This window comes from Microcoleus sp. S1D4 (genome assembly GCF_036700765.1).
Classification (GTDB): domain Bacteria; phylum Cyanobacteriota; class Cyanobacteriia; order Cyanobacteriales; family Microcoleaceae; genus Microcoleus.
The window spans coordinates 82,613-108,251 of record NZ_JAUBPP010000022.1; the positions used below are offsets into that span (position 1 = coordinate 82,613).

Here is a 25,639-nt window from a genome sequence, read left to right on the forward strand (position 1 = left end):
CAAGGCACGAGTTTAGCCATCGACACCAACAAAGACGGCATCATCAGGGCTACCGATGACGTTGTGATTTTAGACTTCTTCGGCGCATCCCCGACAGTCCAAGGTGCTGGCTTCATTGAAACTGTGGGTAATTTATCGGGTGCCGATATCCTGGCCGCTAATTTACCGGAGGCCGCGACAACGCCAACACCAGCGACAACCCCAACTCCAGCGACAACCCCAACTCCAGCGACAACGCCCACACCAGCGACAACCCCAACTCCAGGGACAACCCCAACTCCAGGGACAACGCCTATTCCTATTCCTATAAGACCAACACCGGCAGCCACACCAACACCGGGCACACCCACTCCCACACCGGGTACAAACACACCCACACCAACACCTCCACCTTTCACGCCCGCGACTGCACTGTCGATCGCACAGCCGATCGCGCCCCCATTCACCAACAGGCCCGCACCAAGCGAATTGCCACAGGTTTTGGGCACCAGCGGCAACGACGCGATCGGTGGCAGCGAAGCCAACAATATCTTGTATGGCAACGCTGGAAACGACACAGTGGGAGGCAATGGCGGCGACGACATCGTATTTGGCGGCAAAGGCGATGACGGCTTATTCGGCGATGCTGGCAACGACCTCTTGTTTGGCAACCTCGGCAACGACACCCTTGTAGGCGGCGACGGTGCAGATACCGCATTGGGCGGCAAATCTGACGATTTGATATTTGGCGGCGCTGGTAACGATGTCCTCGGCGGCGAACTCGGCAACAATACTTTACTCGGCGGCGAGGGTAGCGATACTCTGTACGGCGGTGAAAATAATGATGTGTTGTTTGGCGGTAGCGGCAACGATTTCCTCTACAGCACAAAAGGTAACGATATCTTGGTTGGTGTTGACTATACCGGTGCTAATCCCGGACGCGGCGAAGTCGATACGCTGATTGGCGCTGAAGGTAGCGATACTTTCTTGCTGGGAAATGCCACAGAGTTCTACTACAACGACGGCATCGATAGCAGCACTGGCGCTGGCGACTACGCTTTGATTGTCGGCTACAACCCCAGTAACGATATTATCCAACTTCAAGGCGCTCCCAGCACCTACAGGATCGGCGCTGCTCCGGCTGGATTGCCCGAGGGTGCTGCTATTTTCAAGAAGACTGGGGCGGATGACGAATTGATCGCGATCGTCCAACCTGTTTCTGGTTTTGGCCTTGACAGCAACTCTTTGCGCTTTGTTTAACGGTTGAGGGCGATCGATCGGGCGATCGTTTCTTCAGTTTCTTCAATGGCCTCGGCGGTTGAAACCGCGGCTACACAAACGATGTCCGCCTCCGCGGACTGAAGAGTAGAAGTATAAGTCCTGCCTTTGGTGCAGGACTTTTTTTGTTTGGAGGGGCGATCGGGCACCGAAACTTAATTCTCAAAATAGTTGACTCAGAATGGCAAAATTGTTGTATAATGTTTCTCTAGTCATTTTTGACCGCAATAACTAAAAAGTAAAAGCAGGTACAATAGACTAAACGCGGGCGTAATTCAGTGGTAGAATGTCAGCTTCCCATGCTGGACGTCGTGGGTTCGAGCCCCACCGCCCGCTTTAACTGAATTTTCATAGAACTATGAAAATTAATTAGTGCGATCGATTCAATTTATGGCTAAATTCTTAACCGCTGCATTATATAAGTTCGTTGAACTATCGGATTTTGCCGACCTCAAAGCACCGCTACTCGATTGTTGCAACCACCACAACGTCAAAGGCACTATCTTGTTGGCTGCAGAAGGCATCAACGGGACGATCGCCGGTTCGTCAGAAGGCGTGCGCGCAGTCCTCGCATTCTTGCGCTGTGACGCACGTTTTGCTGATTTGGTTCACAAAGAATCTTTTTCCGAAAAAGCACCGTTTTACCGCCTAAAAATCCGCTTAAAACGCGAAATCGTCACGATGGGAATACCTGATATTAATCCATCTCTCATGGCTGGCAAATATGTCAAACCCGATGAGTGGAATCAGCTACTTGACGATCCTGATGTGGTGGTAGTTGATGTACGCAACGACTTCGAGGTATCTATGGGTACTTTTGCAGGCGCTATTAATCCCCAAACAAAAAGCTTTTCCGATTTGCCAGCATGGGCGCTCAAAGAAGCTGCTTTACGCGAAAAACCCAAGGTAGCAATGTTTTGCACTGGCGGTATTCGCTGCGAAAAATCTACTGCTTTTTTGCGTTCTCAAGGTTTTAATGAAGTTTATCATCTCGAAGGCGGAATTTTAAAATATTTGGAAACAGTGCCCGCAGCAGAAAGTCGTTGGGAAGGTGAATGTTTTGTCTTTGATGAACGGGTTTCTGTTGTTCATGAGTTAAAGCCTGGTAACTACGAACTTTGTCGCGGTTGTCGTCACCCAATTAGTCAGGAAGATAAAGCTTCTGAATTATTTGTAGTTGGTGTAAGTTGTCCTCATTGTCATGACTCGAAAACTGAAACCAAAAAACAAGCCTTATTTGAGCGGCAGCGTCAGATTGAGCTTGCTAAACGCCGCAACCAAACACATATTGGCGCGCGCTATGATGTTAAGGAAAAAGTTGATAATGGGATAGATTAATAGTACGATCGCGTTTCTCAAAGAAACCGGGTTTCTCTGAAAAATCAGGTTTGGTGGCGTAAAATCTCGAAAGAAACCCGGTTTCTGACTCCTGTAGTTTCTCCAAGAAACCTGGTTTCTACCAGAAATTAGGTTTGGTGGCGTGAAATCTCGAAAGAAACCCGGTTTCTGCTCCGAAAAACCCGATCGCGCGATCGACTAAACAAATAATATGTCAGTAATAATATACCCAATTTTGTATTCTTTCCGCCGCTGTCCCTATGCTATGCGCGCGCGCTTGGCGCTGATGGTTAGCAATCGGGTGTGCGAGTTGCGGGAAGTTGTTTTGCGAGACAAGCCACAAGAAATGTTAGATGTATCGCCCAAGGGTACTGTACCGATATTGATTGATGTTGACGGGCGGGTACTGGATGAAAGTATTGATATCATGTTGTGGGCATTAGAACAACACGATCCTGAAAAATGGTTGATTCCAGAACAAGGTACTGTTGCAAAAATGCTAGCATTAATTGCTGAATTTGATAGTGGTTTTAAATATCATCTCGACCGCTATAAATACCCGGAACGTTATGCTGATGTTGAGGCTAAAGTACATCGAGATGAAGCTGCTGTATATCTGGAAAAACTCAATGCAAAGTTAAACGCAACTAAATATTTGTATGGTAATAATGTAGCATTGGCCGATTGCGCGATCGCACCTTTTGTTCGTCAATTCGCTCATACCGATAAAAATTGGTTCAACGAACAGCCTTGGTATCAGCTAGAAGCTTGGTTAGCCGCCTTTACAGACTCGGAAATCTACGCTAGTATTATGCACAAATACCCGAAATGGGAATCTGGCAATGCCGGCGTTGTTTTTGGGCGATCGTAATTACCTATCAACCGTTTGTAGTGAGGACTTCAGTCCACATCCAAGAGAGGACTAAAGTCCTGACTGCGAACCTAAACTAATGTTATTTTTGTCGCTCAGGCGTTAGTGTATTCTAGTGAGTATTGTCAGGCTGAAATTATGATTGATGTTGGTTCGTTAGTTCGATCGCCCAAAAACGATTTGGGAATCGGAAAAGTTGTCGAGGTATCGTCTACCGATGCCGTAATTGAATATTTTTGCTCAGTAAAAAACCGCTTCCGCAAAACTATAGCGTTGGGTTTGCTACAAGAAGCTAGACTTCAGCGACAAACCCGCTGCTACCTCTGGAGTAACACTCAGGAAAGGTGGATAATCGGGCGAATTTATGATTGGGATGAAGATAAATTAGAATACGAAATTGACCTCCCCGACAGCCAAAGTTTGCAAGCTGTCGAAACCGAACTTTACGTCCGCTGCAATATTCCGATCGCCGATCCGATCGATATTTTAGCAGTCAAAGGCCAAGAAACACCGTATTTTCACGATCGCCGATTGGCATTTGTGCAATCTGCGATCGAACAGCGCGCCGTCAGCCGCGGCATGACCGGATTAATTTCTGCTAACATAGAGCTCTATCCGCACCAAGTTGAAGTCGTCCGGCGCGTCCTAGAAGACCCGATCGTGCGCTATTTGTTAGCAGACGAAGCAGGACTCGGGAAAACCGTAGAAGCCGGGACAATTCTCCGCCAATTCCTACTCGACGATCCCAACGGACGCGCTGTAGTGCTGGTTCCCAAATATTTGCTCGAACAGTGGCGACAAGAGTTAGAAAATAAATTCTATTTGTCTCATTTTGCTGACCGAGTGCAGCTTGTTGCTATTAGCGAAATCAATCAAATTAGCCGCAACGCCAACCTGGATTTTCTGATTGTGGATGAAGCGCAGGAACTGGCCGCAATGGCTAATTCGGGCGATCGCAATCAGCAACAATCCTTTGAACTATGTCAGCAACTCGCTCAAAAAAGCCATAACTTATTGTTATTATCTGCAACGCCAGTTATCGGTCACGAGCAAGATTTTCTCACGATGCTGCACTTGCTAGACCCGACTACTTACCGTCTAGATGACCTAGAAAATTTCAAAGAAAGAGTGGAGAACCGTCAGGAAATCGGTCGCGCCTTGCTAGATTTCCGAGAAACAGCAAAGCCTGCTGTTTTGCAAACAAAAATAGCTCAACTCCGCACTCTGTTTGCGAAAGATGATTATTTGCTCGGATTGGTAAACGAGTTAGAAACTTGTTTGAAAACCGCAGAAACAGCCGAACAATCTCGCCTTGTCCGAACTATTCGCACTCACGTTAGCGATACCTACCGCCTCCACCGCCGCATCCTTCGCAACCGCCGGGATGCGGTGGAAGATGTGATTTTCGATCGAGATGCTGTCCCCAAAACTGAGTACGATCTGAATGATGAACAGTGGTCGGAAATTCAAACCGTACTCGATAAATGGCGCACAGTCGCTCCCAAGTCGAGCGAATATCAGAGAATTTTTCTGCTGTTTTTCCGCGCTTCTGGTACTTGGCTGAGTGTTTTAGAACGGGTTGTCAAAGCTCGTTTGCAGAAAAAATCGACTCCAGAACTCGATCGCGACTTCGGACAAAATGACACGGCAATTTTGACCAAAACAGCGCTGTTTCCCGAAGAAAGGGAAATGCTGGAAACCTTGCTCAATACCCTGGAAAAGCCCCAGGAAGGACTCGATCGACTCAGTTTGTTACGAATCGCCATTCTCCGATTTCTGGCAGTTGCTTTGAAGGTTCCGCGCGAGTATCACAACAATTCTCGCGATTTGCTATCGAGAATTCAACAGCAAATTAAACGGCCAATTCCGGGCGAGCGTTTCCCGAAGATTGTAATTTTTACCAGTTTTACGGCAACTTGTCAAGAGATTGCGGAAAACTTAGCTAAAATATTTGGTAAAAAGGCGATCGCCAGCCACGATAGCGGCAAGTCTGCGGATGATGTTGAGGCTAGTCTGCATCGGTTTAAGACTGAGCCGCATTGTTTTATCTTAGTCTGCGATCGATCGGCAGAAACAGGCGTAAACCTGCAAATAACCGATTGGTTAATTCACTTCGATTTACCGTGGTTTCCCAACCAGCTAGAACAAAGACTCGGCAGAGTCGATCGCATTGGCAGCAAAATGGGAGTACAATTTTGTTTGTTTGCAGGCCCGGATCTGCCAGAAAGTCCCCACGAAGCTTGGTTTCAAGTCTTAAAAGACGGCTTCGATATCTTCAACAAATCGATCGCCAGCCTTCAGTTTTATGCCAAACAAAAACAGCTAGAACTTGAAGCAAAGTTGTTTGCTGAGGGAGCAAAGGGCTTGTCAAGCGAAATTGAATCAATCAAAAATCAAATCGCCCAAGAGAAAACAAAAATCGACGAACAGTACGTTCTCGATGAAATTGACACTCTAGAAGACAGCGCATCTCAGTATTTTGAATCCCTCGAAAACTGCGACGACCGCCATAAAGAAATGCAGCGGGCGACGGAAGGTTGGCTTTGTCAAGCTCTCCACTTCAAACAAATCGAACATCCGACAGTATCAGGGTTGATGCGCTATCAACCCACTCAAAAAACCTTGATTCCTTCAAATGATTTGAGAACTCGATTGATTCCTTATTGTCAGCAGTACGGTAGTTACAATCGCCGCATTGCTCATCAAAATAACGATGTCGTTCTTTACCGCATCGGAGAAGGATTGATCGATGCGCTTGGCTCTTACATTCGCTGGGACGATCGGGGTCAAGCTTTTGCGATGTGGCGGCACGATCAAAGTTGGGATGCTGCGGAAGGGATGGAGTGGTTCGGCTTCCAATTTAATTATTCTATCCAGACTGATGTGGAACCTGCGGCTCTAGTTTTGCAAGCACAAAGCATCGACAATTACAACTTGAAAGCTTTGCAGCGGCGCGCTGATGCTCTGTTTATCCCAACTTTTGAAACTGTGTTTGTAGACGCTCGCAGCGAGCAGATGTCTCTGGTGGAAGATGCGGAAGTTCTGCAGATTTTGCAGCGGGGTTATAAAGGCAAAGGCGGCCCGGATCGGGATTATAATTTGTCTAAAAATCGTACTTCGCTGATTGACAGTTTTGTCGATCCGTTGGAATGGGATGATTTTTGTCAAAAAAGCCGGGTGGTATCCGAGGAATTGCTGCGAGGGCGCGAGGCTTTTGTGAAAATGTGCAATAATTCTGCTGTCAGTGCTGCAATCCAACTCAAAAACCGGGTGAATCAATTGCAATTGCGATTGAATCGACTTTCTAAATCGGAACAACTTTTAGAATCGGTTTTGGGTGATGAAATCAGTACCGAAAGTGCGTTGAGTGAAGCGGTTTTAGCGGGAATTCGCCGCCCGCAGATGACCCTTGAGTCGGTGGGATTTATTGTAATTTCTGGGCGCGCGCCTGTTAAGGAGAAGGAAGAAGGATAGCTTGTTTGGGTGGAGTGCGATCGCTCTTTTTGACCTGATTCGGAAGCACGGGTATCTTGCCCGTGCTAGGATGGACGGATAGGGATAAAAGGGCGATCGATCTTTATTGAATCAAATTGTTTCTTGAAAACAGCTTTAGGGTGGAAAGTAGCGATAAATATCTTTCTGGTGAAGAACTCTTACAAAAGTAACTGTTTCGCCATCAAAATAAAAACCTATTCGATAGTCGCCAACCCGAAACCGATCCGCATTATCATCGCCTTTCAATTTTTTTAAGTTAACTATTGTCTGTAAATCATTAACATTGGCAATTTCCACAAAAGCAAATTCCTTGATTTGCACAAAAGCAGGCGTACTTTTAAGAGCTTTTAAAATCAAATCCTCTCTTTATCGGAATAATAAATTCGAGTCAACAGTCAACAGTCAACAGTCAACATCATTCCGGTGTTACCGGAAATGATATAAATCCTTCAAAAAACTGGGCAGATATTCTACTTTCATTCTGTTTCCAGTTCTGCAAGTGCTTCCCCTAAATTTAACGGCTTTTCATTTTTTACTTCCCGCATAGCTAACAGAAGTCCTCTATCTTCGATAGCTTCTAATAAATACTTATAGTCGGTATAATCTAGAATGACTTGACTAATGTTGCCTTCAGCATCTAATATCAATTTTTGGGCAAGTGGATAATCTTCTATCTTCATATACTTTTATGTGGAGATGAGTTGATAGGAAATGATGGTTCTATTTTAACTAGGATTTTTTTTACAAGGTTTGATGATGGTCGATTCCCTACGGGATAGCTACGCTTCACGGGATTTTTTTGAAGCCATCGCACAGGCGGGATGCCCGTGCCACGAGGGATGCGGATGGATGAAAGGCTTCTCGCACTTAGGAACTAAACATCCTCAAAAATCGCTCCCCCCTGCTGTAAATTCAACTTCACATCCTCCGCAAGTCCTGAGTTATTCCCAAACCTTGCTGACTCGACATTCGTACCGCTGAAATTAGTATTTGTTAAGTTCACTTCGAGCAAATTGGCGCGGCTCAAATCGGCACCGCTGAGGTTTGCTAAAGCCAGACTGGCGCGGTACAAATCGGCGCGGCTCAAATCGGCATTTCCTAAGAAAGCGCCGCTCAAATCTGCACCGCCGAATTTGGCATTTTGCAGGTTGGCATCGCTGAAATCGGCATCGCTGAGGTTTGCACCTCGGAAGTTTGTTCCCTGGAGCTTTGCACTGCTAAAATCAACTGTATTCAAAGTAGTTCCGCGCAAGTTAGCGCCCGCGAAATCTCGTGCTGGATTGAGATTGGCGATTTTTGCCAACTCTGTAAAATTGTCGGTTTCAGCAGAGATGATGCGATCGACCATTTCTTGCAATTTAGCTTCAGCTTCCGGGAAAATTTCCACCTCTGGCTGTTCCACCGCAGGCAAATTGTAGGACAATAGCGCCCAACTGAGAGCAGGTTGGAGTTTATTTGCTTGCAAATATACAGTCAAAATTCTTTCTAAAACCGAATGTTGGTTTGGCGTAATATCGTGCGGCCACAAACCCTCCGCATCTGTGATATAAATATCTTCTTTTGCAACTTCAAAAGCCGCAGCAATTCGCAATGGTTGGGCTGTCAATTCTGCTATTCTAACACTTTTTAGCAAGCCTTTTAATACAGAATCAGCGCGCTCCAATGCAAAAAACCAAGCAGGCGTTGTATCGTCGCCTAGGGTGGAAACATGACACAAAGTGCCAGGATTTTCTTTGGTTTTTTCCGCAGTTTCGCTTTCTAGAACTACCGCCGGATTTTCCGTAAATAAAACTTCTGTGCTGCTTTGAATTGGCGACAGCATGAAATCACCTACTAACTGACGCGATGCTACGGGAATTTCGCAGTTTTCCAGATTGAGCTTGAGCGTTCCGCTTTGCAAGCCAAATTTGACGCGACCGCCTAGCAGGGGTTCCCAATGTTCGTTAAAATTGAGGCTCAAGTGAATGTGGATCTGCTCGGTTTGGACTGCAACGGAGCGCACGGGAATTGCTTCTAATTGCATCCACAAACAATCTGGGTATTTGTTGTGAGACTCTAGCGATCGCATATCGGGAAAAGTGCTGGCTCTGCCAGATTGTAATTGATATTTAAATTAGTTTATCATCTCTAATCGATCGCAACACAGATTTTTCTCGCGGGTTTAAATTGTAAATTTTGTTTGATTCGATCGGCAAGTCATTGGTTTGCCTGAATTTGGCTTTTTACCCAAGTCCGAAATGCTTTAATTAATTCCAAATAATCCATTGTTTCTGCTTGTTCCAAAAATCTCACTATCTCTAATATCGGCAAGCTGGGAAATGCTAAACTGATCTCGCAATCAACGTATTCTCCATTTTCAAATCTGTTGATTCTGAGCCGCGTTCCATTATAAATCCAAACTTCCGGCACTCCCAAATCCGCATAAACCTGCAAGCTATTTTCCGAACGGCTGGTAATATCAATTTCCACCACTAAATCCGGTGGCGGATCTCGATCCATGTCGATTCTTTTTTTGCCTTTAATTGCACTCAGATTTTGGATGTAAAAACATTTATCCGGTTCTGCACCGCTAAGTTCAGGACGCTTAAATGTGGTAGAACCAAGAGGTTCAATTTTTACATCTAATTCTTCAGCTAAGGTCTCCACAAATCGACCCAATACTTCTTTGAAACGTTCGTGCTCTGGGGATGGTACCATAATTTCAAGATTGCCGCGATTGTATGTCAGTCGAATTTGCCGATCGCCAATTTCGGCAAGCAAATTTTCGTAGGTTTGCCAACTGATACCCGATAGCTGGACAATTTGTTGGGGCGGGGCGAGAGTTTGAGCGGTCATAGTGCTACTTTGGTGAAGAGTTCGCAGGCGCAAGCTAAGGAAGCAGCCATCGCACTTTTGCATTATATCATCGCAGGAAGCCTAGCCGGGAAATACCGCAGATAAATCCAGAGACAACTCTGGAAAACCGGGAATTACCACAAACTCATTCGGTAAAACCACTCGTTTGACTCGATAATCGAAACTACCTGTTTGTTTCTGATAAGGTTCGCTGTAGGTTTCCAGTTGAATATCTACCAAATTAAATATCCAATAATCAGAAATTCCCGATTCAGCGTAGAGAGATAGCTTAGTTCTGCGAGCGTACTTCAAAGTCGAATCAGAAACCTCAACCACCAACAAAATATCAGCACTTTTTGGGTGAGAAGATAAATAACTATCGGAACGATGGCGCGCAATCACCACATCAGGTTCCGGTTCGCTATCATCAGACAAGATAATCGGTTCTTGGCCGCGCACGCAGGCACTTTTTGCCATCATCAGGCACAACTCTCCCAGCAATAGCGAGTTACAAGCCGAGTGAAACGTAGTTTTTTTAGCTTTTTTAATAATTTCCCCGCGAATCAATTCAAATCGGTTATCAGACTCAAAAAACCCCTGTTCTGCCAAACGGTGATATTCGGCGATGGAGAATCGTTTGGCAGTTACGGCAGTCATAGCTTTGAATTACCCTCTAGAATTACCAAAAATCCCATTTTACTCGAAAATTCCGCCCCTGGTTCTCAACTCAAATTTCACAGCTTCCGAAAGCCCCAAACAACCAGAAAACTTCGTGTTTTTTACTACCGCATTTTTTAATTCAGCGCGGCTCAAATCAGCACCGTTTAAATCTGCACCGCTCAAATCTACGCCGCTCAAATCAGAATTTTTTAAATTAGCATCTGTTAAATTTGCATTTACTAAAATCGCATTCGGTAAATAAGCGCTGCTCAAATTAGCGCCGACTAAATTTGCACCGCTCAAATTCGCCCGCGGTAGCTTTGTCCGCAAATCTGCACGGCTTAAATTCGCGCTGCTGAGTTCAGCATCCCGCAAATTAGCATTGCACAAATTAGCATCAATTAAAAGTGCAGCGCTCAGCAATGCACCGCTGAGATCGGCTAAGGTTAAATCTGCGCCTTGGAGGTTGGTTTCGCGCAAATCCGCACCGTTAAAATCAGCGTAGTGCAAGTCAAAACCGCTTAAATCAGCTCCGGCAAAATCCTCGACGGGATTCAAACCAACTGTTTCTGCAAGTTGTAGAAAACTATTATTTTTATCAGTTAAAAACAGTTGCCGCACGATCGCCAATTGCTGCTGTCGGTACTCGTCGGCTTTCTGGTAATCTGCTAAATGCTTATAAGCGAGTTTCAAATTCTTGAGAGCACTGCGCTCAACGCGATCGTCGTTGTGGGCGCGCGCGATCGACAACTGCTGCTGATAACACTCGATCGCACCAGGTAAATCGCCATTAGCATCGCAAGCCAGCGCCCAATTTTCCAAAGCTTCCAACTCAGATCGAAAGTCGCCCGTTTCCCGCGCGATCGCCAAACGCTGTTTCTGGTAATCAATAGCACCAGAAAAATCAGACAGAGCACAGCAAGCATTCCCCAAATTTCCCAAAGCATTTGCTTCGCCCCGGAGATCGCCAATTTCCCGCGCCAACACCAAATGCTGCTGGTAACAGTCGATCGCCCGATCGTAATTCAAGAGCGCTTCGTAAGCTACGCCCATATTACCAAGCGCCGCACCCGCTCGGCGGCGATCGTCAACTTCCCGATACAGCGCCAGCGCTTCCTGCCAAGAATCCAGCGCCGCCTCAAATTGGCGCGCCTGATACTGCGAAATCCCCTGCTTGATTAGCTCGGTAGCTTGTTCGCTCATACTGTCAAAATTACTTAATAACTCAAATTGATATTAATCTACTTAAAGCGCTCCACCGTTGACAGTTGGCCCGAAAAGCGACTTTTTCTAAATTTTGGTAGAGTTCAGTCTCCGCGCAGCCGAAGGGTTGGCGGCGAAGGACGATCGCTCTTCTGGACAAAAAAGGTTCGCAGTCCCGACTTGGCTTTTGGGCCGGGAAACAAACTGAAGTCCGCACTACAAACGAGTTATACATCCCCGATCGCCAAAAAAGACAAAAAAGACAAAAAAAGAGAGAGTTACCTAAGTAACTCTCTCTGCCATCAGGGTGCATCTACATAACACAATATAACATTACCAGGATGAGGGGTGACACCCCCAAGCATGAAGATATGGTAAAAGAATGTGTATTAATTATAAAGTTATCATGCAGCGGGATCGGCGATCGCGCGGCGGGATCGGGAAAAACCGATCGCCCTGCGCGCGCGTCCGCTACACAATCCCCTTAACGGCGGCCTTGACTTCAGCCGTTAAGCTTGGTCGCAAGCAACTCATTAGTCAATTTCGGATCTGCCCGGCCGCCCGTTTCCTTCATCACCTTACCGACAAAAAAGCCCAACAGCTTAGTTTTGCCAGCCCGGTACTGTTCGAGCTCCTTGGGATTGGCGGCCAACACTGCATCTATTGCCCGATCGATCGCCCCAGTATCCGAAATTTGAATCAAACCCTTACTCTCAACCAACTTAGTCGGCGAACCGCCGCTTGCTAGCAACTCCGGCAAAATATCCTTAGCAATTTTGCCGCTGATCGTGCCAGCATCAATTAGCGCCAGCAGTTCGGTCAAATCCTGCGGTTGAAAAGGAATTTCTGCGATCGCCAGTTTCTCATTTTTCAGATAAGCAGTAATATCGCCCATCACCCAATTAGCAGCTTGTTTAGCAACAGCACCGGCGGCGATCGTTTTTTCAAAATACTCCGCCACCGCTTTGTCGTCAGTCAAAACCCGCGCGTCGTAGGGAGAAAGACCTAATTGAGTTTCGTAGCGATCGCGCTTCATTGCCGGCAATTCCGGCAGTTGAGCTTTCCAATCCTGCAATTGATCGGCTGAAACTTCGATCGGAGGCAAATCCGGTTCTGGGAAATACCGGTAATCGCTCGCACCTTCCTTAATCCGCATACTGAAAGTACACTGCTTGTTTTCATCCCACAGCCGCGTTTCTTGGATGATAGTTTCGCCATTTTCGATAGCTTGAGTTTGCCGCTCAATCTCGTAATCGATCGCCCGTTCGATCGCATTAAAAGAGTTCATATTTTTAATTTCGACCTTGGTGCCGAACTCTTTTCTCCCAACCGGGCGCACCGAAATATTCACATCGCAGCGGAGCGAACCTTCCTGCATATTCCCGTCGCCAACACCTATATAGCGGACGATCCGGCGTATTTCTTGACCGTATTCGGCAGCTTCCGCGCCCGAGCGCAAATCCGGTTCCGAAACAATTTCGATTAGAGGCACGCCGGCCCGGTTGTAATCCACCATTGAATAGGTAGAACCGCTGAGCCGATCGCTGCCGCCGTGAACCAATTTGCCTGCATCTTCCTCCATGTGCAACCGAGTAATGCCGATTTTTTTTCTAGTAGAATTGCCCGCCTCGTCCACCAGTTCAATTTCTATCGAACCGTTAGTAGCGATCGGCAAATCGAACTGAGAAATTTGATAATTTTTCGGCAAATCGGGATAGAAATATTGCTTTCGGTCAAACTTACTGTAAGGTGCAATTTCGCAGTTGAGAGCCAGACCAGCTTTCACCGCATACTCCAACACTTTTTGATTTAATACTGGCAATACTCCCGGCATTCCCATACAAATTGGGTCAATATTAGTATTTGGGGCACTGCCAAATTCTGTAGAAGAACTGGAGAAAATCTTAGTATTCGTGCTCAATTGACAGTGAGTTTCGAGACCGATAATGGCTTCGTACTGAGTTGGGTTTTTGATCGAAGAGGGTGCTGCAGCAGTCATAGGCGACCTAAAAAAAATGAATAACTTTAGATTATATTTTAACTTTTTATTTGCCAAACTGACTTGAGATTCTTTGTAGGCTAGGGATGGTTTTCACTGAACACCGGCAGTGCTGGCAAAAAATATCGGTTGCAACCGCCTCTTGGGCCCGCTTGGGATGGGTTTTATTTGTGTGAACCGGGTTTCTAACCGCCGTGCGATCGGCAGCGCCAACGCCTTACTACAGCTTCGCGCTCGCCCCCAAACCCCAACCCTGTGCGAGAATATAGCAATTGGAGCTCTGATATGAGATATCGATCGCCCCAATTCCCGAATCCCCCAATTCCCCAATCTAAAATCTAAAACTTGTGAGCCAGCGAAGCCGAAGTATCTAAAATCTAAAATCGATAGATTCCCCAATCCCTCAATCCCTCAATCTAAAATCGACTGACTTCTCACCTTTTTGAGAAAGGCCATAGAGCCTCCCGCCTCCAACCACCGATTCCGCGCACCAATCAAAGATTTTAAATGTATAATTTAACCAGCAATTGCCTATTTTTAGGTTTTAATTTTTCAACTATATTAACTTTTTTAAACAAACACTTGCCTAACAATCAAAACTATGCATGAAATCCCTGTAGAAAGTACCGCACAGTTTCAGAACAGCATCAGTGAGCTAGAACAGGCAGAATCTGCCCTCAAAATCGCTTGGGAAGAACTCGAAAAACAAACAGCAGAAACGATTGCTCAGATAGCCAAAGCCGACCAAGCAAACGCAGAAAAGATCGGCGAGCGATTTGCCCAAGCCAAGCAACTGCGCCAGCAACTTCAAACTAAAATAAAAAAAGCTAACTCGCGGCGGGAATTTCACTTAGAAAACTCGCCATTAGCAGTTATAGAGTGGGACAGGGAAGGTCGGGTAGTGCGGTGGTCGCCAGTGGCCGAACAAATATTTGGCTGGAGTGCAGCAGAAGTAATCGGCAAATATTGGCACGAATGGTCAATAGTTTATCCAGAAGACTTCGATCTGGTGTCCGCCGTCACAAATCAACTGTTACAAAACAAAGAAGCCCGCACCGTTTGCCGAAACCGCAACTATACTAAAGATGGCTCGGTAATTTACTGCGAATGGTACAATTCTGCACTCATTGATGAATCGGGAACATTAGTTTCAAGTCTCTCTTTTGCTAGAGACATAACCCAACAACACCGCACTCAAGAAGAACTTCACCAGCGCGAACAGGAATTTAGCACGCTTGCCGAAAATTCTACCGATATCATAGCACGGTTCGACCGACAACTGCGCCACCTTTATGTCAACCAAGAAATTGAACGAGCCACCGCCAAACCCCCCTCAGAATTTATCGGCAAAAGTAACAAAGAATTAGGAATTTCCCCCGATATTTGCAACCTGTGGGACGAAGCCTGTGTCAAAGTTTTTCGCGTCGGTAAACAAGAAACTATCGAATTTAATTTCCCCACTTCCGACGGGACAACATACTATCAGTGTCGAATCATTCCAGAATTTGCTGAGGACAATTCAGTAGAAACTGTTTTGGCGATCGCCCGCGATATCACAGAAATCAAACAAGTCGAAGCCCAGTTGCGCCAAAGCGAAGCTCGATTTAGGCGCGTAGTTGATTCTAACATGATCGGCATAATATTTTGGAACATTAACGGCGAGATCACCGATGCGAATCAGGCTTTTTTAAACTTGGTAGGGTACACGCGAGACGATTTATTTTCCCAAAAAATTGGCTGGCAAACAATGACACCGCCAGAGTACCGCAGCCTCGATGAAGAAAAAATTGCAGAACTGGCAGCTAACAACACAAATACCCCTTTTGAAAAAGAATACATCCGAGCCGACGGCAGCCGCGTTCCGGTGCTGCTAGGCTCTGCATTGTTAGAAGGTTCGCAGGAATTTGGGGTGAGTTTTGTGCTGGACGTGACCGATCGCAAACAAGCCGAATTAGAACTGCAAAAACAGCAAGACCTGTTAGAAAGCATCATTAAAACTATCCCCAATTTTCTGTATATATACGACATAGAAGCACAGCAAAATATCTATGCAAATGTAGCAGTCACAGCGATGCTGGGCTACACTCCCCAAGAATTGCAAGACAGGGGTACAGAAGCTATATCTAGCTTAATTCACCCCGATGATATGCCCAAGTTAATTGCAGGTATGCAGCGGCTGGAAAAGAGTGCAAACCCCCACGAAACCGATGATATCGACTACAGGATAAAACACAAAAATGGAGAATGGCGCTGGGTTCACGATCGATCGACTATCTTCAAAAGAACTCCCGATGGAAAAATGAAGCAAGTAATCGGTTCTGTACTGGACATGACCGATCGCAAAAAAGCCGAAGAATCCTTAAAACAGCAAAACGAATTGCTGCAAACAATCTTCGATAACGTTCCAGTCATGCTGGCATTCTTAGATTCCCAGGGCGAATTAACTTGGGTAAACCGCCACTGGGAACAAGTGCTCGGCTGGAGTTTTGCAGAAACCAAAAACCGCGATATGTTGGCAGAATTTTATCCTGAGCCGAAATACCGCAAATACGTCTTGGACTTCATTCAAGCAGCAACCCAGAAGTGGGGCGACTTCCAAACTAAAGTTAGAGACGGGCGAATTATCGACACGACTTGGGCAAATGTTCGCCTCTCCGATGGCAGGTTGATCTGCATCGGTCAAGATATTAGCGATCGCAAGCGAGCCGAAGCAGAACTCCAGCAGCTCAACGAAACTTTAGAAGCTCAAGTAGCCCTGCGTACAGCCGAATTAGAGACTTTTTTTGATTCTTTACCCGATCTTATTTTTGTGGTAGAACGTGAGAATATGCGCTTCTCTTTTGTCAACTGGCGTTTTGTCGAATTTTGGGGATTCGACAGCAGGCAACAGATGCAGGGCCAAACTATTTATGAATGCTATCCAAGCCAACTTGCAGAACAATTTTACTTGGAAAATATGGAAGTATTTGTATCGGGGCAGACGATTCATTTTCAGGAAGATTTTTTGGTTGCTGGTGATGCTGTTTATTTCGACACTTTTAAAATTCCTCTCAGGAATCTTGACGGCGAAGTTTATGCTTTAATTGGCACGGCTCGCAATGTCACTGAGTTGATCCAGACGAAACAAGCTTTGTCGGAACGCACGGAGCAATTAGAGGTTGCTAATCAAGAATTAGAATCTTTTGGCTACTCGGTTTCCCACGACCTCCGCGCTCCTTTGCGTCACATTTCAGGTTTTGTTAATGCTTTGAAACAGCGCTTAATATCAACTGAGGTTTTGAACGATCCTAAAATTGTTCATTACATTGAAATAATTGAGGACAGCAGCCAAAAAATGAGCTTGTTGATTGATGGTTTGCTGGCTCTTTCGCGGGTGGGGCGGACTGATTTAATCAAAATCCCGATCGATCTTGCCCGGTTGGTGCAAACTGCGATTAAATTGAGTAAACCCCGAACTGCGGCAGATCCCGCCGAAAATCCCGACAGCAAAGTTGAATTTACCGTGGGAGATTTGCCGGGGGTGATGGGAGATCCCACCTTGCTGCAACAGGTGTTCAGCAACTTGATCGACAACGCTGTCAAGTTCAGTCGCGGACGCACTCCGGCTATAATAGTGATTGATGCTTTACCTGACGGAACTATTTTTGTCAAGGATAACGGGGTAGGTTTTTCGATGGAATATGCCGATCGGCTGTTTGGAGCCTTTCAGCGGCTGCACTCCCAGAGAGAATTTGAAGGTACTGGCATAGGTTTGGCGATCGTCCAGCGGATTATTCACCGCCACGGCGGCACGATTTGGGTTCAAAGCTTACCCAGTCAAGGAGCCACGTTTTACTTTAAACTAGGGCCGACAATCTCAAATGCTAATCTAGATTCCTGAGCGATCGGGATATAGCCTTTCGAGCTTTCATAGGAGGTACTATCCGGTATAGGGCATAGGGAGGGCATAGGGCATATCTCACTTTTTTGAGAACCGCTATAGTAGTTTTTAATTCTGAATTGAAAACTATCATGCAGTTTAATAAGTCACAGTCGGTTCGGCAATCCCTCAGTGGCAGGTGCGAAATCAAGGTCTTGAGAATAGATAATAAATCGTCCCAAAAATAACTTAAAAATTTAGAAAGCTCAATGAAAGTAAATTTCAGAAATGACATATAGCAAAAAAAACACCATTTAAAGATTACGAAAAACTGTATGTTAAATAGAAACTCGACCGATTCTTTACTTAAAATGGTAGCCGAATCAACATTAAAATTGTTGATAATAGAAGACATGGCAGAAGATATAGAATTAATAGAAGTAGCCTTAGAAGCGGGCGGAGTTAATTTTAATTTCGATACAGCAGAAACAGCAGCAGAGTGCAGACAAATGCTCCAAAATAGCAATTACGATGCTGTGCTGTCAGATTACCGCCTCCCGGAATTCAACGGTTTAGAAGTGTTGAAGTTAATGCAGGAATTGGGGCAAGACATACCATTTATTTTAGTAACGGGAAGTTTGGGAGAAGAAGCGGCAGTTGAGTGCATCAAAGCCGGCATGACCGATTATGTATTAAAAGGGCGTCTGTTTAGGTTGCCAACAGTATTAGAACGATCGCTCCAAGAATACAAAATGCGCCGCCAGCAGCAAGAGGCGATCGCCCAAATTCAGCGTCAAGCGACTCGCGAGGCGATCGTCAACCGCATCGTTCAAGCCATGCGCTGCACCCTCGTACTCGACGAAGTGCTGCAAACCACCGCAGATCAACTGCATGAAGCTCTAGAAATTAGCGGCTGCGCGATTTTGCAGCCAGATACCGCAGGCGGGATCGCGATTCGCTACATGAGCTCAAAGGCAGTCGGCAGAGAACTGGCGATCGGTCTAAATTGCGAATTTGCTCAATACTATCGCTCCTCCCTCGGCCGCGGAGAAACGATCACGATCACCGAGTTATCGAGTCTGGCCCCGTCCCTGCAAGCAGCAGCCGAATTCTTAGGGTTTCGCGCGATCGCGATCGCACCGCTGCTCTACCAGCAATCATTTTTAGGAGGAATTTGCCTCTATCAGTGCGATCGACCGCGCTCTTGGAATGCCGAAGAACTGTCGCTAGTCAAAGCTATTGCCGATCAGTGCGCGATCGCGATCCATCAAGCCGAACTCTACCAAACGGCCCAAACCGAACTAGCAGAACGCAAGCGCGCCGAAGCAGAAGTCCGCGGCATTCAGCAGCAACTAGCCACGATGGCAGCCAACATTCCCGGCTCAGTCTACCGCGCCGTGTTGCATCCAGACGGCAAGATGTCGATGCCCTACATCAGTCCAGGGGTGCGCGAACTTACTGGCTTCGATCCTGCAGAAGTCATGGCGTGCCCGCAACTATTGACCGAAATCATTCATCCAGACGACAAAACCTTGTTTGACGGCAGCGTAGCAACATCGTGTGACAATCTAGAACACTACGATCGCCAGTACCGGATTGTCTTGAATTCCGGCGAAACCAAGTGGGTGCAAGATAGCGCCAAATTTTCTCATAACAAAAACGGCGACGTAGTTATAGACGGAGTAACCCTCGATATCAGCGATCGGAAATTTGCCGAATCAGCGCTGCGACAAAGCGAACAGCGATTTCGATCGCTGATTGAAAACGCTACAGACATCACGATCATTCTTGACGGCGAGGGAATCTTTCGCTACATCAGCCCTTCGGTGAAGCGAATTTTAGGATACGCGCCCCATAAGGCGATCGGGCGCAGCGCCCTAGGGACAGTTCACCCAGACGACTGCGCCACGATCGCCCAAACCCTCCACAAAGCCCTTCAAAACCCCAAAAGAAGCCAGTCCCCAGTTGAGTATCGAGTCCGCCACCGCAACGGTTCTTGGTGTTATGTAGAAGCTGTAGCCACCAACTTGCTGCACGATCCTGCTGTCAAGGGAATCGTGATCAACTGTCACGACATCACTCAGCGCAAACTCGCCGAAGAACAACTGCTGCACGATGCTTTTCATGACGCCCTCACCGGATTACCCAACCGATCGCTATTTATCGATCGGCTAGAACACTCTGTGAGGCTGGCAAAAAGGCGCACAGACTACTTGTTTGCCGTGCTGTTTCTAGATTTAGACCGATTTAAAGTCGTCAACGATTCCCTCGGCCACGCCATCGGCGATCTACTGCTAGTGGCGATCGCCCGCCGTCTAGAAGCTTGTCTCAGGCCCGGAGATACAGTAGCCCGCATCGGGGGAGACGAATTCGTGCTTTTGCTGGAAGATATCGACGGCGTAAATGAAGCTAGTAGCATTGTCAACCGCCTGCAACAGCAAATCACATCTCCGATTTTGCTAGACGGACACGAAGTATTTATCACCGCCAGCATCGGCATTGCTTTGAGTTCTGATGAAGACCTGGAAACGACAAACCTGCTGCGCGACGCCGACACCGCCATGTACCGCGCCAAAAAACTCGGCCGAGCCCGACACGAAGTTTTTAACAGTTCCATGCACGCCCACGCTTTGCGACTGTTGCAGCTAGAAAATGACTTGCGGCGGGCGATCGAATCAATTAGAGACCAAGCCATAGAACAAGAATGTAATCCATGCACGCGATCGGGCTTACCTCCCTTATCCGCAGCCCCCCAGTTTATCATTCACTATCAGCCGATCGTCAGCATCGCCAATAACACAATTAACGGTTTCGAGGCCCTAGTGCGCTGGCAGCATCCAGAACGCGGCTTAATTTCCCCAGTTGAATTTATTCCCATCGCCGAAGAAACCGGATTAATCGTAGCCCTCGGCCGTTGGGTGCTACGCACAGCTTGCCAGCAAATCCGCCAGTGGCAGCAACTATTTCAAAACAACCCGCCCTTAAGCGTCAACGTCAACCTTTCAGTCAAACAGTTTTCTCAGCCAGATTTAATCGAATATATCGATCTAGTTCTCGAAGAAAGTCACCTCGACGGTAGCAGTTTAAAACTAGAAATTACCGAAAGCGTACTCATAGAAAATTCCGACTCAGTAACAGCAATGCTGGTGCAGCTTAGAGCCAGAAACATACACCTTTGCATCGACGACTTCGGCACCGGCTATTCATCCCTGTCCTACCTGCACCGCTTCCCCACCAATACCTTAAAAATAGACCGATCTTTTGTCAGCAGAATGGGAGGCGAGTTCGACCTAAGCAAAGGAAGTATTGACCCGACAGAGATTGTGCGGTCGATCGTTACTTTGTCGCACAATTTGGGCATGGATGTGGTAGCCGAAGGAGTCGAAGAAGCCTCGCAACTATCTATACTCAAAGGATTAAAATGCGAGTTCGCCCAAGGATTCTTTTTTTCCAAGCCAGTAGACTCTCAAACAGCAGCAATTCTGATCCGACAGCAAGCCGAAACTCAAGATTTGCTGACATTGAGTTTTTTAGAAAAAGGTCATTAAAAAAACACGGCATTTTGTGCGTCCCATTTCAGCATAAAATCTTAAAATATTTTAAAGCTGTCCCTAACTACTGGCGTCAGTTAATAACTACGGCATCGAAATCGCTATGACTATTGGCTACCTCGCCCTCGTTCTCCACGCCCACCTGCCTTTTGTCCGCCACCCCGAAAGCGACTACGTTTTAGAAGAAGAATGGCTGTTTGAGGCGATCGCCGAAACCTACATTCCCCTGCTGCAAGTCTTTGAGGGGCTGCTTCGCGACGGCATAGACTTTAAAATTACCATGAGCATGACACCGCCCTTGGTGGCGATGCTGCGCGACCCATTACTGCAAGACCGCTTCGACAACCACTTAGCGAAACTCGAAGAACTAGCGGATCTCGAAATTGAACACAACAGCGGCAACGGTCATCTCCGATATTTAGGCGAACATTACGCCGCCCACTTCTCTCAAGTTCGCAATTATTGGGAAAAGTGCGATCGAGATTTAGTCAAAGCCTTCAAAAAATTCCAAGACAGCAACAACCTCGAAATCATGACCTGCGGGGCCACCCACGGCTACTTACCGCTGATGAAAATGTACCCCGAGGCAGTTTGGGCGCAAATACAAGTAGCCTGCGAAAGCTACGAACAAAACTTCGGTCGCCGACCAAAAGGTATTTGGCTGCCCGAATGCGCCTATTACGAAGGCTTAGAGAGGATGTTAGCCGATGCCGGTCTCCGCTACTTTCTCACAGACGGTCACGGCATTCTCTACGCCCGCCCCCGTCCCCGCTACGGTAGCTACGCGCCAATTTTCACCGAATGCGGAGTAGCAGCCTTCGGTCGAGATCACGAATCATCGCAGCAGGTTTGGTCTTCCGAAGTCGGCTATCCCGGCGCAGCCGAATACCGAGAATTCTACAAAGATTTGGGTTGGGAAGCCGAATACGACTACATCAAACCCTACATCATGCCCAACGGCCAGCGCAAAAACACCGGGATTAAGTATCACAAAATCACCGGTCGCGGATTGGGTTTAGGCGACAAACAGTTATACGATCCGTACTGGGCGCGGGAAAAAACAGCCGAACACGCCAGCAACTTTGCTTTCAACCGCGAGCGGCAAGTCGAACACCTCAACGGCATCATGCAGCGCCCGCCGATTATTGTATCGCCTTACGACGCGGAACTTTTCGGTCACTGGTGGTACGAAGGGCCTTGGTTCTTAGATTACTTGTTCCGCAAGAGTTGGTACGACCAAAATACCTACGAGATGACGCATTTAGCCGATTATTTGCGGGGAAATCCGAATCAGCAAGTTTGCCGTCCGTCGCAGTCGAGTTGGGGTTTCCGGGGTTTTCACGAGTATTGGCTCAACGATACCAATGCTTGGATTTACCCGCACTTGCACAAAGCTGCGGAACGGATGATTGAGTTGGGAAGTATGGAACCGGAGGACGAATTGCAGTATCGGGCTTTGAACCAGGCCGCGCGGGAAGTGCTGTTAGCTCAATCGTCTGACTGGGCCTTTATCATGCGGACTGGGACGATGGTTCCCTATGCGGTGCGGCGGACTCGATCGCACTTAATGCGCTTTCACAAGCTGTACGATGAAGTCAAAGAAGGTAAAGTCGATTCCGGTTGGTTGGAGAAGGTCGAAGAGATTGACAACATTTTTCCTGAGATCAACTATCGCGTTTATCGATCGCTTTAATATCAAGTCCGGTAGTACCCGACTGGTATTATTTCAAGTTTTGTAGGGGTTCCTTCGCGCCTGATATTTGATAATTATCGACAAATGATATCAACCCGCCCAGCCCTTACCAGTCCGCTCTTACTTCCAGCCAATTCCCAACAAATTAAAACCCGCCAGCGCGGGTTTTTTATGGATAAAAATATAGCACGTTTTTATGTCCGCGCCCAAGCGTGCTACTTAACATTTACCGTAACTGTCAGTCAGAGAACGGGAGTAGAGGAGAACGGGAGTGAGGGAGTAGGGGAGTGTGAAAAAATTTTCCTTCTTCTCTCGAACCTCGAACCTCAGCATCCGTTACATCCTTGACATCCCGTACATGGCGGCGGAAGCCGAACTTCACGCTTGACTTCTGCTAAACCGGTTCTAGCTCATCTTCAAAGAACCAAGTCGCAAAACCGTTAAACTTCACAATCACGCCTACTCCACTGCCGTCAACCATTCTGAATCCGTCAACGGTGCCGACGGGATTTTCCTTGATCTTGCCCACGATATTTGCAGGTATCCGATCTCTGAGACGGCGCACCTTAACTCTCTGACCTACTTCTATTGCCACTGAAATTGTTCTCCTGCTCTATATAACCTCTATACAAGCGTCCATTTTACAGTTTGGCGGACTCGATCGAACAGCAACACCAGCAGACCGATCGCCCCAGACGATTTTTGGATCGAAATTTCGACCAACTTTTCCGAAAAGACGGTATTCTAGTCCGAGTTGCTCGATCGCGATCGCCGACGACCTACGGTTCCACAGCAGCAAGCTTCACTCGCCAGACCCAGCCGCACTGCTACAGATCATTATTTTTTATCGCTTTGCAAAAATATTTTTTTATTAACTCCCACAATTACAATATTTCTACCCAATTATTCATCCTTCCGGCCGAATGCAAAAAGCACTCACTAGCAGTAATAAATTTTATGTTTGTTATATACAAATACTCATCCATGAACCTTGACATCGGCGCAAACTCTTGCTATAAAAGACTTTGAGTGTGGCAGATAAAATTTCCCCAAGGTCGGAGTTTAGTCAACGGGCACGTTGTAAAACTTTACTAAAACTTCACAATAAACAGAAGATTTAATGGTAAGAGTTGATGCTGAGAAAGCTTATTTTGGCTGCTGTTTGATAGAATAAAAAGTGGAACGATTGCCGGATGTAGGGAGTCTAAGAAAGGAAATGAAGTGTAGGAACTTCAAAATGACAAAATCGAAATTATGAAGAAAATTTTTACGTGCTGGCGATCGAGCAAAATTCCGTTGAGAAGTTTGTCCTTGGCTGTGTTGGCCTGTCTGCCGGCATGGAGCGGGGCGATCGCCAGTCCGATCTCTCCATCCCTCAAACAGCAGTCAAACTTTACTAAAATTGTCTCAGATCCTCGACCGCCAGCAAAGCCGAGCGACTCAACATATCCAAAAAATCCGGCAGAATCGGCGGCTAATCCATCCCCAGCAGCAACCATAAACGCTCAGGGAACAGCGGCCCCACGATCGCTCCAAATTACTGAAATTCGCGGTACTGTCAGCTTTAAGGGCAGATCAGCAGTGGCGGGCGATCGGCTCACAGAACCCGGAGATGAAATCATCACCGGCGCAGATTCCACAGCCAGGATCGCGATCGACAACAACGGCGGCATCGTGGAAGTTGCCGAAAACACCGCAGTCAGAATATCCAATTTATCTGGTAGTGCAGAGGGCGAAAAAGAGACAGCCATTTTTGTCAGCAGGGGGCGAGTCAGGTTGTCCGTCAGCAAAACAAATGCGACAACTCCCGCAACCAACACCTCAACAATTATCCCGCCGAACCAAATTGCCGCCCTCAATACCTTCAGCGGACTCGGAAATTCGATTCAAATTGCCCAACAAAAAAAATCTGCCAGAACCGCCCCTGTCAGGGTAGAAACCCCCGAAGGCGTGGCCGGAGTGCGCGGCACTTCCTTTGGTGTCAGCGTCAGCGACGGCAAAACCTCAGTCGAAACTATTGAAGGTGCCGTCGCAGTATCCGGGAGCACCGACTCCGAAGTCGTTGTCAACGGCGGCAGCGCGACGACAATTTTCCGTCAATCTCCTCCCGCGCCCACCTCAACAAGCCCTCACCTAGCAGAACTCCAAGTCCGCAGTTTGTTCAGACTCAGTGGCAATATCTATCGCCTCAGCGGTCAAATTAACCCGATCGACATAATTTATGTCAATAACGAAGCGATTAAGATCGATCGAGACGGCAAGTTCAAGATCCAAGGGGTTTTACCTCCCAGCCGCCGCCTCAACATCGTAGTGCTAGCCCCCTCCGTCAGACAACGGCATTACATCCTTGTAGTGCCCTAAACAGCCTATCTAGCTGTAAGGAGTTAGATCTGAGATATGACACCAGTTTCAACTCAATTGACCGATCGAAAAAAGGTTAGTAGTGCGGACTTGAGTCCGCAAAATAGAATAGTGTCCGGTAAATTTACAGTTCAGAAAAAGGTTAGTAGTGTGGACTTGAGTCCGCAAAATAGAATAGTATCCGGTAAATTTACAGTTCAAAAATTGGTTATTAGTGCGGAATTCAGTCCGCATTACTAACCTTTTTTATTATGGTAATCGGCGACGCTTGGCTTGATAATTTCGTTTACAGACGAAGCATTTAGCGGTGAATCTGTGCAGTCAAAATAAACAAAATTTGCACCCGCGCTTTGTGCTTGCGGTATTGTAAAAGTTCAATAGCATAAATTTTCTCGAACCTCGGACGCGAATGTCATATCAATTCCGGTTGCACTCATACATAAGTAGGTCGGCGCAAAAAAACCGAACTATGTTAAAATAAGTAAAGAAAGAGAAGACATTTACTGAGGTAACTCAA

Annotated in this window: 18 protein-coding genes and 1 tRNA gene; 9 read left to right on the forward strand and 10 right to left on the reverse strand. The window is 46.8% G+C overall.

Going from position 1 to position 25,639, the window contains the following annotated elements; genetic code table 11:
* Window positions 1-1,239 (forward strand): calcium-binding protein (locus QT998_RS21090; RefSeq protein ID WP_333117465.1); only part of this gene is annotated, 1,239 nt, incomplete at its 5' end.
* Here QT998_RS21090 and QT998_RS21095 read toward each other — a convergent pair.
* Window positions 1,236-1,406 (reverse strand): hypothetical protein, encoded by a 171-nt coding sequence (locus QT998_RS21095; RefSeq protein ID WP_333117467.1) that lies wholly within the window; start codon window positions 1,404-1,406, stop codon window positions 1,236-1,238. The two genes, QT998_RS21090 and QT998_RS21095, sit on opposite strands and share 4 nt — an antisense overlap.
* A gap of 115 nt (window positions 1,407-1,521) precedes the next feature.
* Between QT998_RS21095 and QT998_RS21100 the strand changes: the two genes are divergently transcribed.
* From QT998_RS21100 to dpdE, 4 genes are all read left to right on the forward strand, one after another.
* Window positions 1,522-1,593, forward strand: a tRNA-Gly gene (locus tag QT998_RS21100).
* Between the two features lie 54 nt (window positions 1,594-1,647).
* Window positions 1,648-2,595 carry an oxygen-dependent tRNA uridine(34) hydroxylase TrhO gene (trhO, locus tag QT998_RS21105; RefSeq protein WP_333117468.1) on the forward strand — a complete coding sequence of 316 codons (948 nt, stop codon included), beginning with the start codon at window positions 1,648-1,650 and terminating at the stop codon, window positions 2,593-2,595.
* Window positions 2,596-2,806: 211 nt separating this feature from the next.
* The gene (locus tag QT998_RS21110; protein ID WP_333117470.1) at window positions 2,807-3,466 is read left to right on the forward strand and encodes a glutathione S-transferase; all 660 of its coding nucleotides are present in this window, start codon (window positions 2,807-2,809) and stop codon (window positions 3,464-3,466) included.
* Between the two features lie 138 nt (window positions 3,467-3,604).
* A complete protein-coding gene (dpdE, locus tag QT998_RS21115) occupies window positions 3,605-6,940 on the forward strand; it encodes a protein DpdE (protein ID WP_333117472.1) in 3,336 nt (1,111 codons plus the stop codon).
* Window positions 6,941-7,075: 135 nt separating this feature from the next.
* Here the strand turns inward: dpdE and QT998_RS21120 are convergent, their stop codons facing one another.
* The 7 genes from QT998_RS21120 to gatB all read right to left on the reverse strand — a co-directional run bounded on the left by QT998_RS21120 (window position 7,076) and on the right by gatB (window position 13,658).
* Window positions 7,076-7,318 carry a type II toxin-antitoxin system RelE family toxin gene (locus tag QT998_RS21120; RefSeq protein WP_333086889.1) on the reverse strand — a complete coding sequence of 81 codons (243 nt, stop codon included), beginning with the start codon at window positions 7,316-7,318 and terminating at the stop codon, window positions 7,076-7,078.
* 119 nt (window positions 7,319-7,437) lie between these two features.
* The gene (locus QT998_RS21125) at window positions 7,438-7,641 is read right to left on the reverse strand and encodes a hypothetical protein (protein WP_333086890.1); all 204 of its coding nucleotides are present in this window, start codon (window positions 7,639-7,641) and stop codon (window positions 7,438-7,440) included.
* Window positions 7,642-7,835: 194 nt separating this feature from the next.
* Window positions 7,836-8,984 (reverse strand): pentapeptide repeat-containing protein, encoded by a 1,149-nt coding sequence (locus tag QT998_RS21130; protein WP_333133073.1) that lies wholly within the window; start codon window positions 8,982-8,984, stop codon window positions 7,836-7,838.
* A 173-nt stretch (window positions 8,985-9,157) separates the two neighbouring features.
* Window positions 9,158-9,796, reverse strand: coding sequence for a Uma2 family endonuclease (locus QT998_RS21135; protein ID WP_333086893.1), 639 nt, complete (start codon window positions 9,794-9,796; stop codon window positions 9,158-9,160).
* Window positions 9,797-9,877: 81 nt separating this feature from the next.
* Complete coding sequence (locus QT998_RS21140; RefSeq protein WP_333117473.1) at window positions 9,878-10,453, reverse strand: Uma2 family endonuclease; 576 nt, start codon at window positions 10,451-10,453, stop codon at window positions 9,878-9,880.
* Between the two features lie 39 nt (window positions 10,454-10,492).
* Entirely contained in the window at window positions 10,493-11,659 is a 1,167-nt protein-coding gene (locus QT998_RS21145) for a pentapeptide repeat-containing protein (RefSeq protein WP_333117474.1), read from the reverse strand.
* Window positions 11,660-12,161: 502 nt separating this feature from the next.
* Window positions 12,162-13,658 (reverse strand): Asp-tRNA(Asn)/Glu-tRNA(Gln) amidotransferase subunit GatB, encoded by a 1,497-nt coding sequence (gene gatB / locus QT998_RS21150; protein WP_333117476.1) that lies wholly within the window; start codon window positions 13,656-13,658, stop codon window positions 12,162-12,164.
* A 601-nt stretch (window positions 13,659-14,259) separates the two neighbouring features.
* Between gatB and QT998_RS21155 the strand changes: the two genes are divergently transcribed.
* The 3 genes from QT998_RS21155 (at window position 14,260) to QT998_RS21165 (ending at window position 22,761) form a co-directional block, all read left to right on the forward strand.
* Window positions 14,260-17,538 carry a PAS domain-containing sensor histidine kinase gene (locus QT998_RS21155; protein WP_333117478.1) on the forward strand — a complete coding sequence of 1,093 codons (3,279 nt, stop codon included), beginning with the start codon at window positions 14,260-14,262 and terminating at the stop codon, window positions 17,536-17,538.
* A gap of 314 nt (window positions 17,539-17,852) precedes the next feature.
* The gene (locus QT998_RS21160) at window positions 17,853-21,065 is read left to right on the forward strand and encodes an EAL domain-containing protein (protein WP_333086898.1); all 3,213 of its coding nucleotides are present in this window, start codon (window positions 17,853-17,855) and stop codon (window positions 21,063-21,065) included.
* 106 nt (window positions 21,066-21,171) lie between these two features.
* Window positions 21,172-22,761, forward strand: a complete 1,590-nt coding sequence (locus QT998_RS21165) for a glycoside hydrolase family 57 protein (protein ID WP_194065779.1) — start codon at window positions 21,172-21,174, stop codon at window positions 22,759-22,761.
* A 394-nt stretch (window positions 22,762-23,155) separates the two neighbouring features.
* Here QT998_RS21165 and petP read toward each other — a convergent pair whose 3' ends face one another.
* Window positions 23,156-23,356 (reverse strand): cytochrome b6f subunit PetP, encoded by a 201-nt coding sequence (petP, locus tag QT998_RS21170; RefSeq protein ID WP_194065781.1) that lies wholly within the window; start codon window positions 23,354-23,356, stop codon window positions 23,156-23,158.
* 18 nt (window positions 23,357-23,374) lie between these two features.
* Entirely contained in the window at window positions 23,375-23,560 is a 186-nt protein-coding gene (locus tag QT998_RS21175) for a hypothetical protein (RefSeq protein WP_333086900.1), read from the reverse strand.
* Between the two features lie 455 nt (window positions 23,561-24,015).
* Between QT998_RS21175 and QT998_RS21180 the strand changes: the two genes are divergently transcribed.
* On the forward strand, window positions 24,016-25,122 hold the full coding sequence (locus tag QT998_RS21180) for a FecR family protein (protein WP_194065782.1): 1,107 nt from the start codon (window positions 24,016-24,018) through the stop codon (window positions 25,120-25,122).
* The last annotated feature ends 517 nt before the right edge of the window (window positions 25,123-25,639 follow it).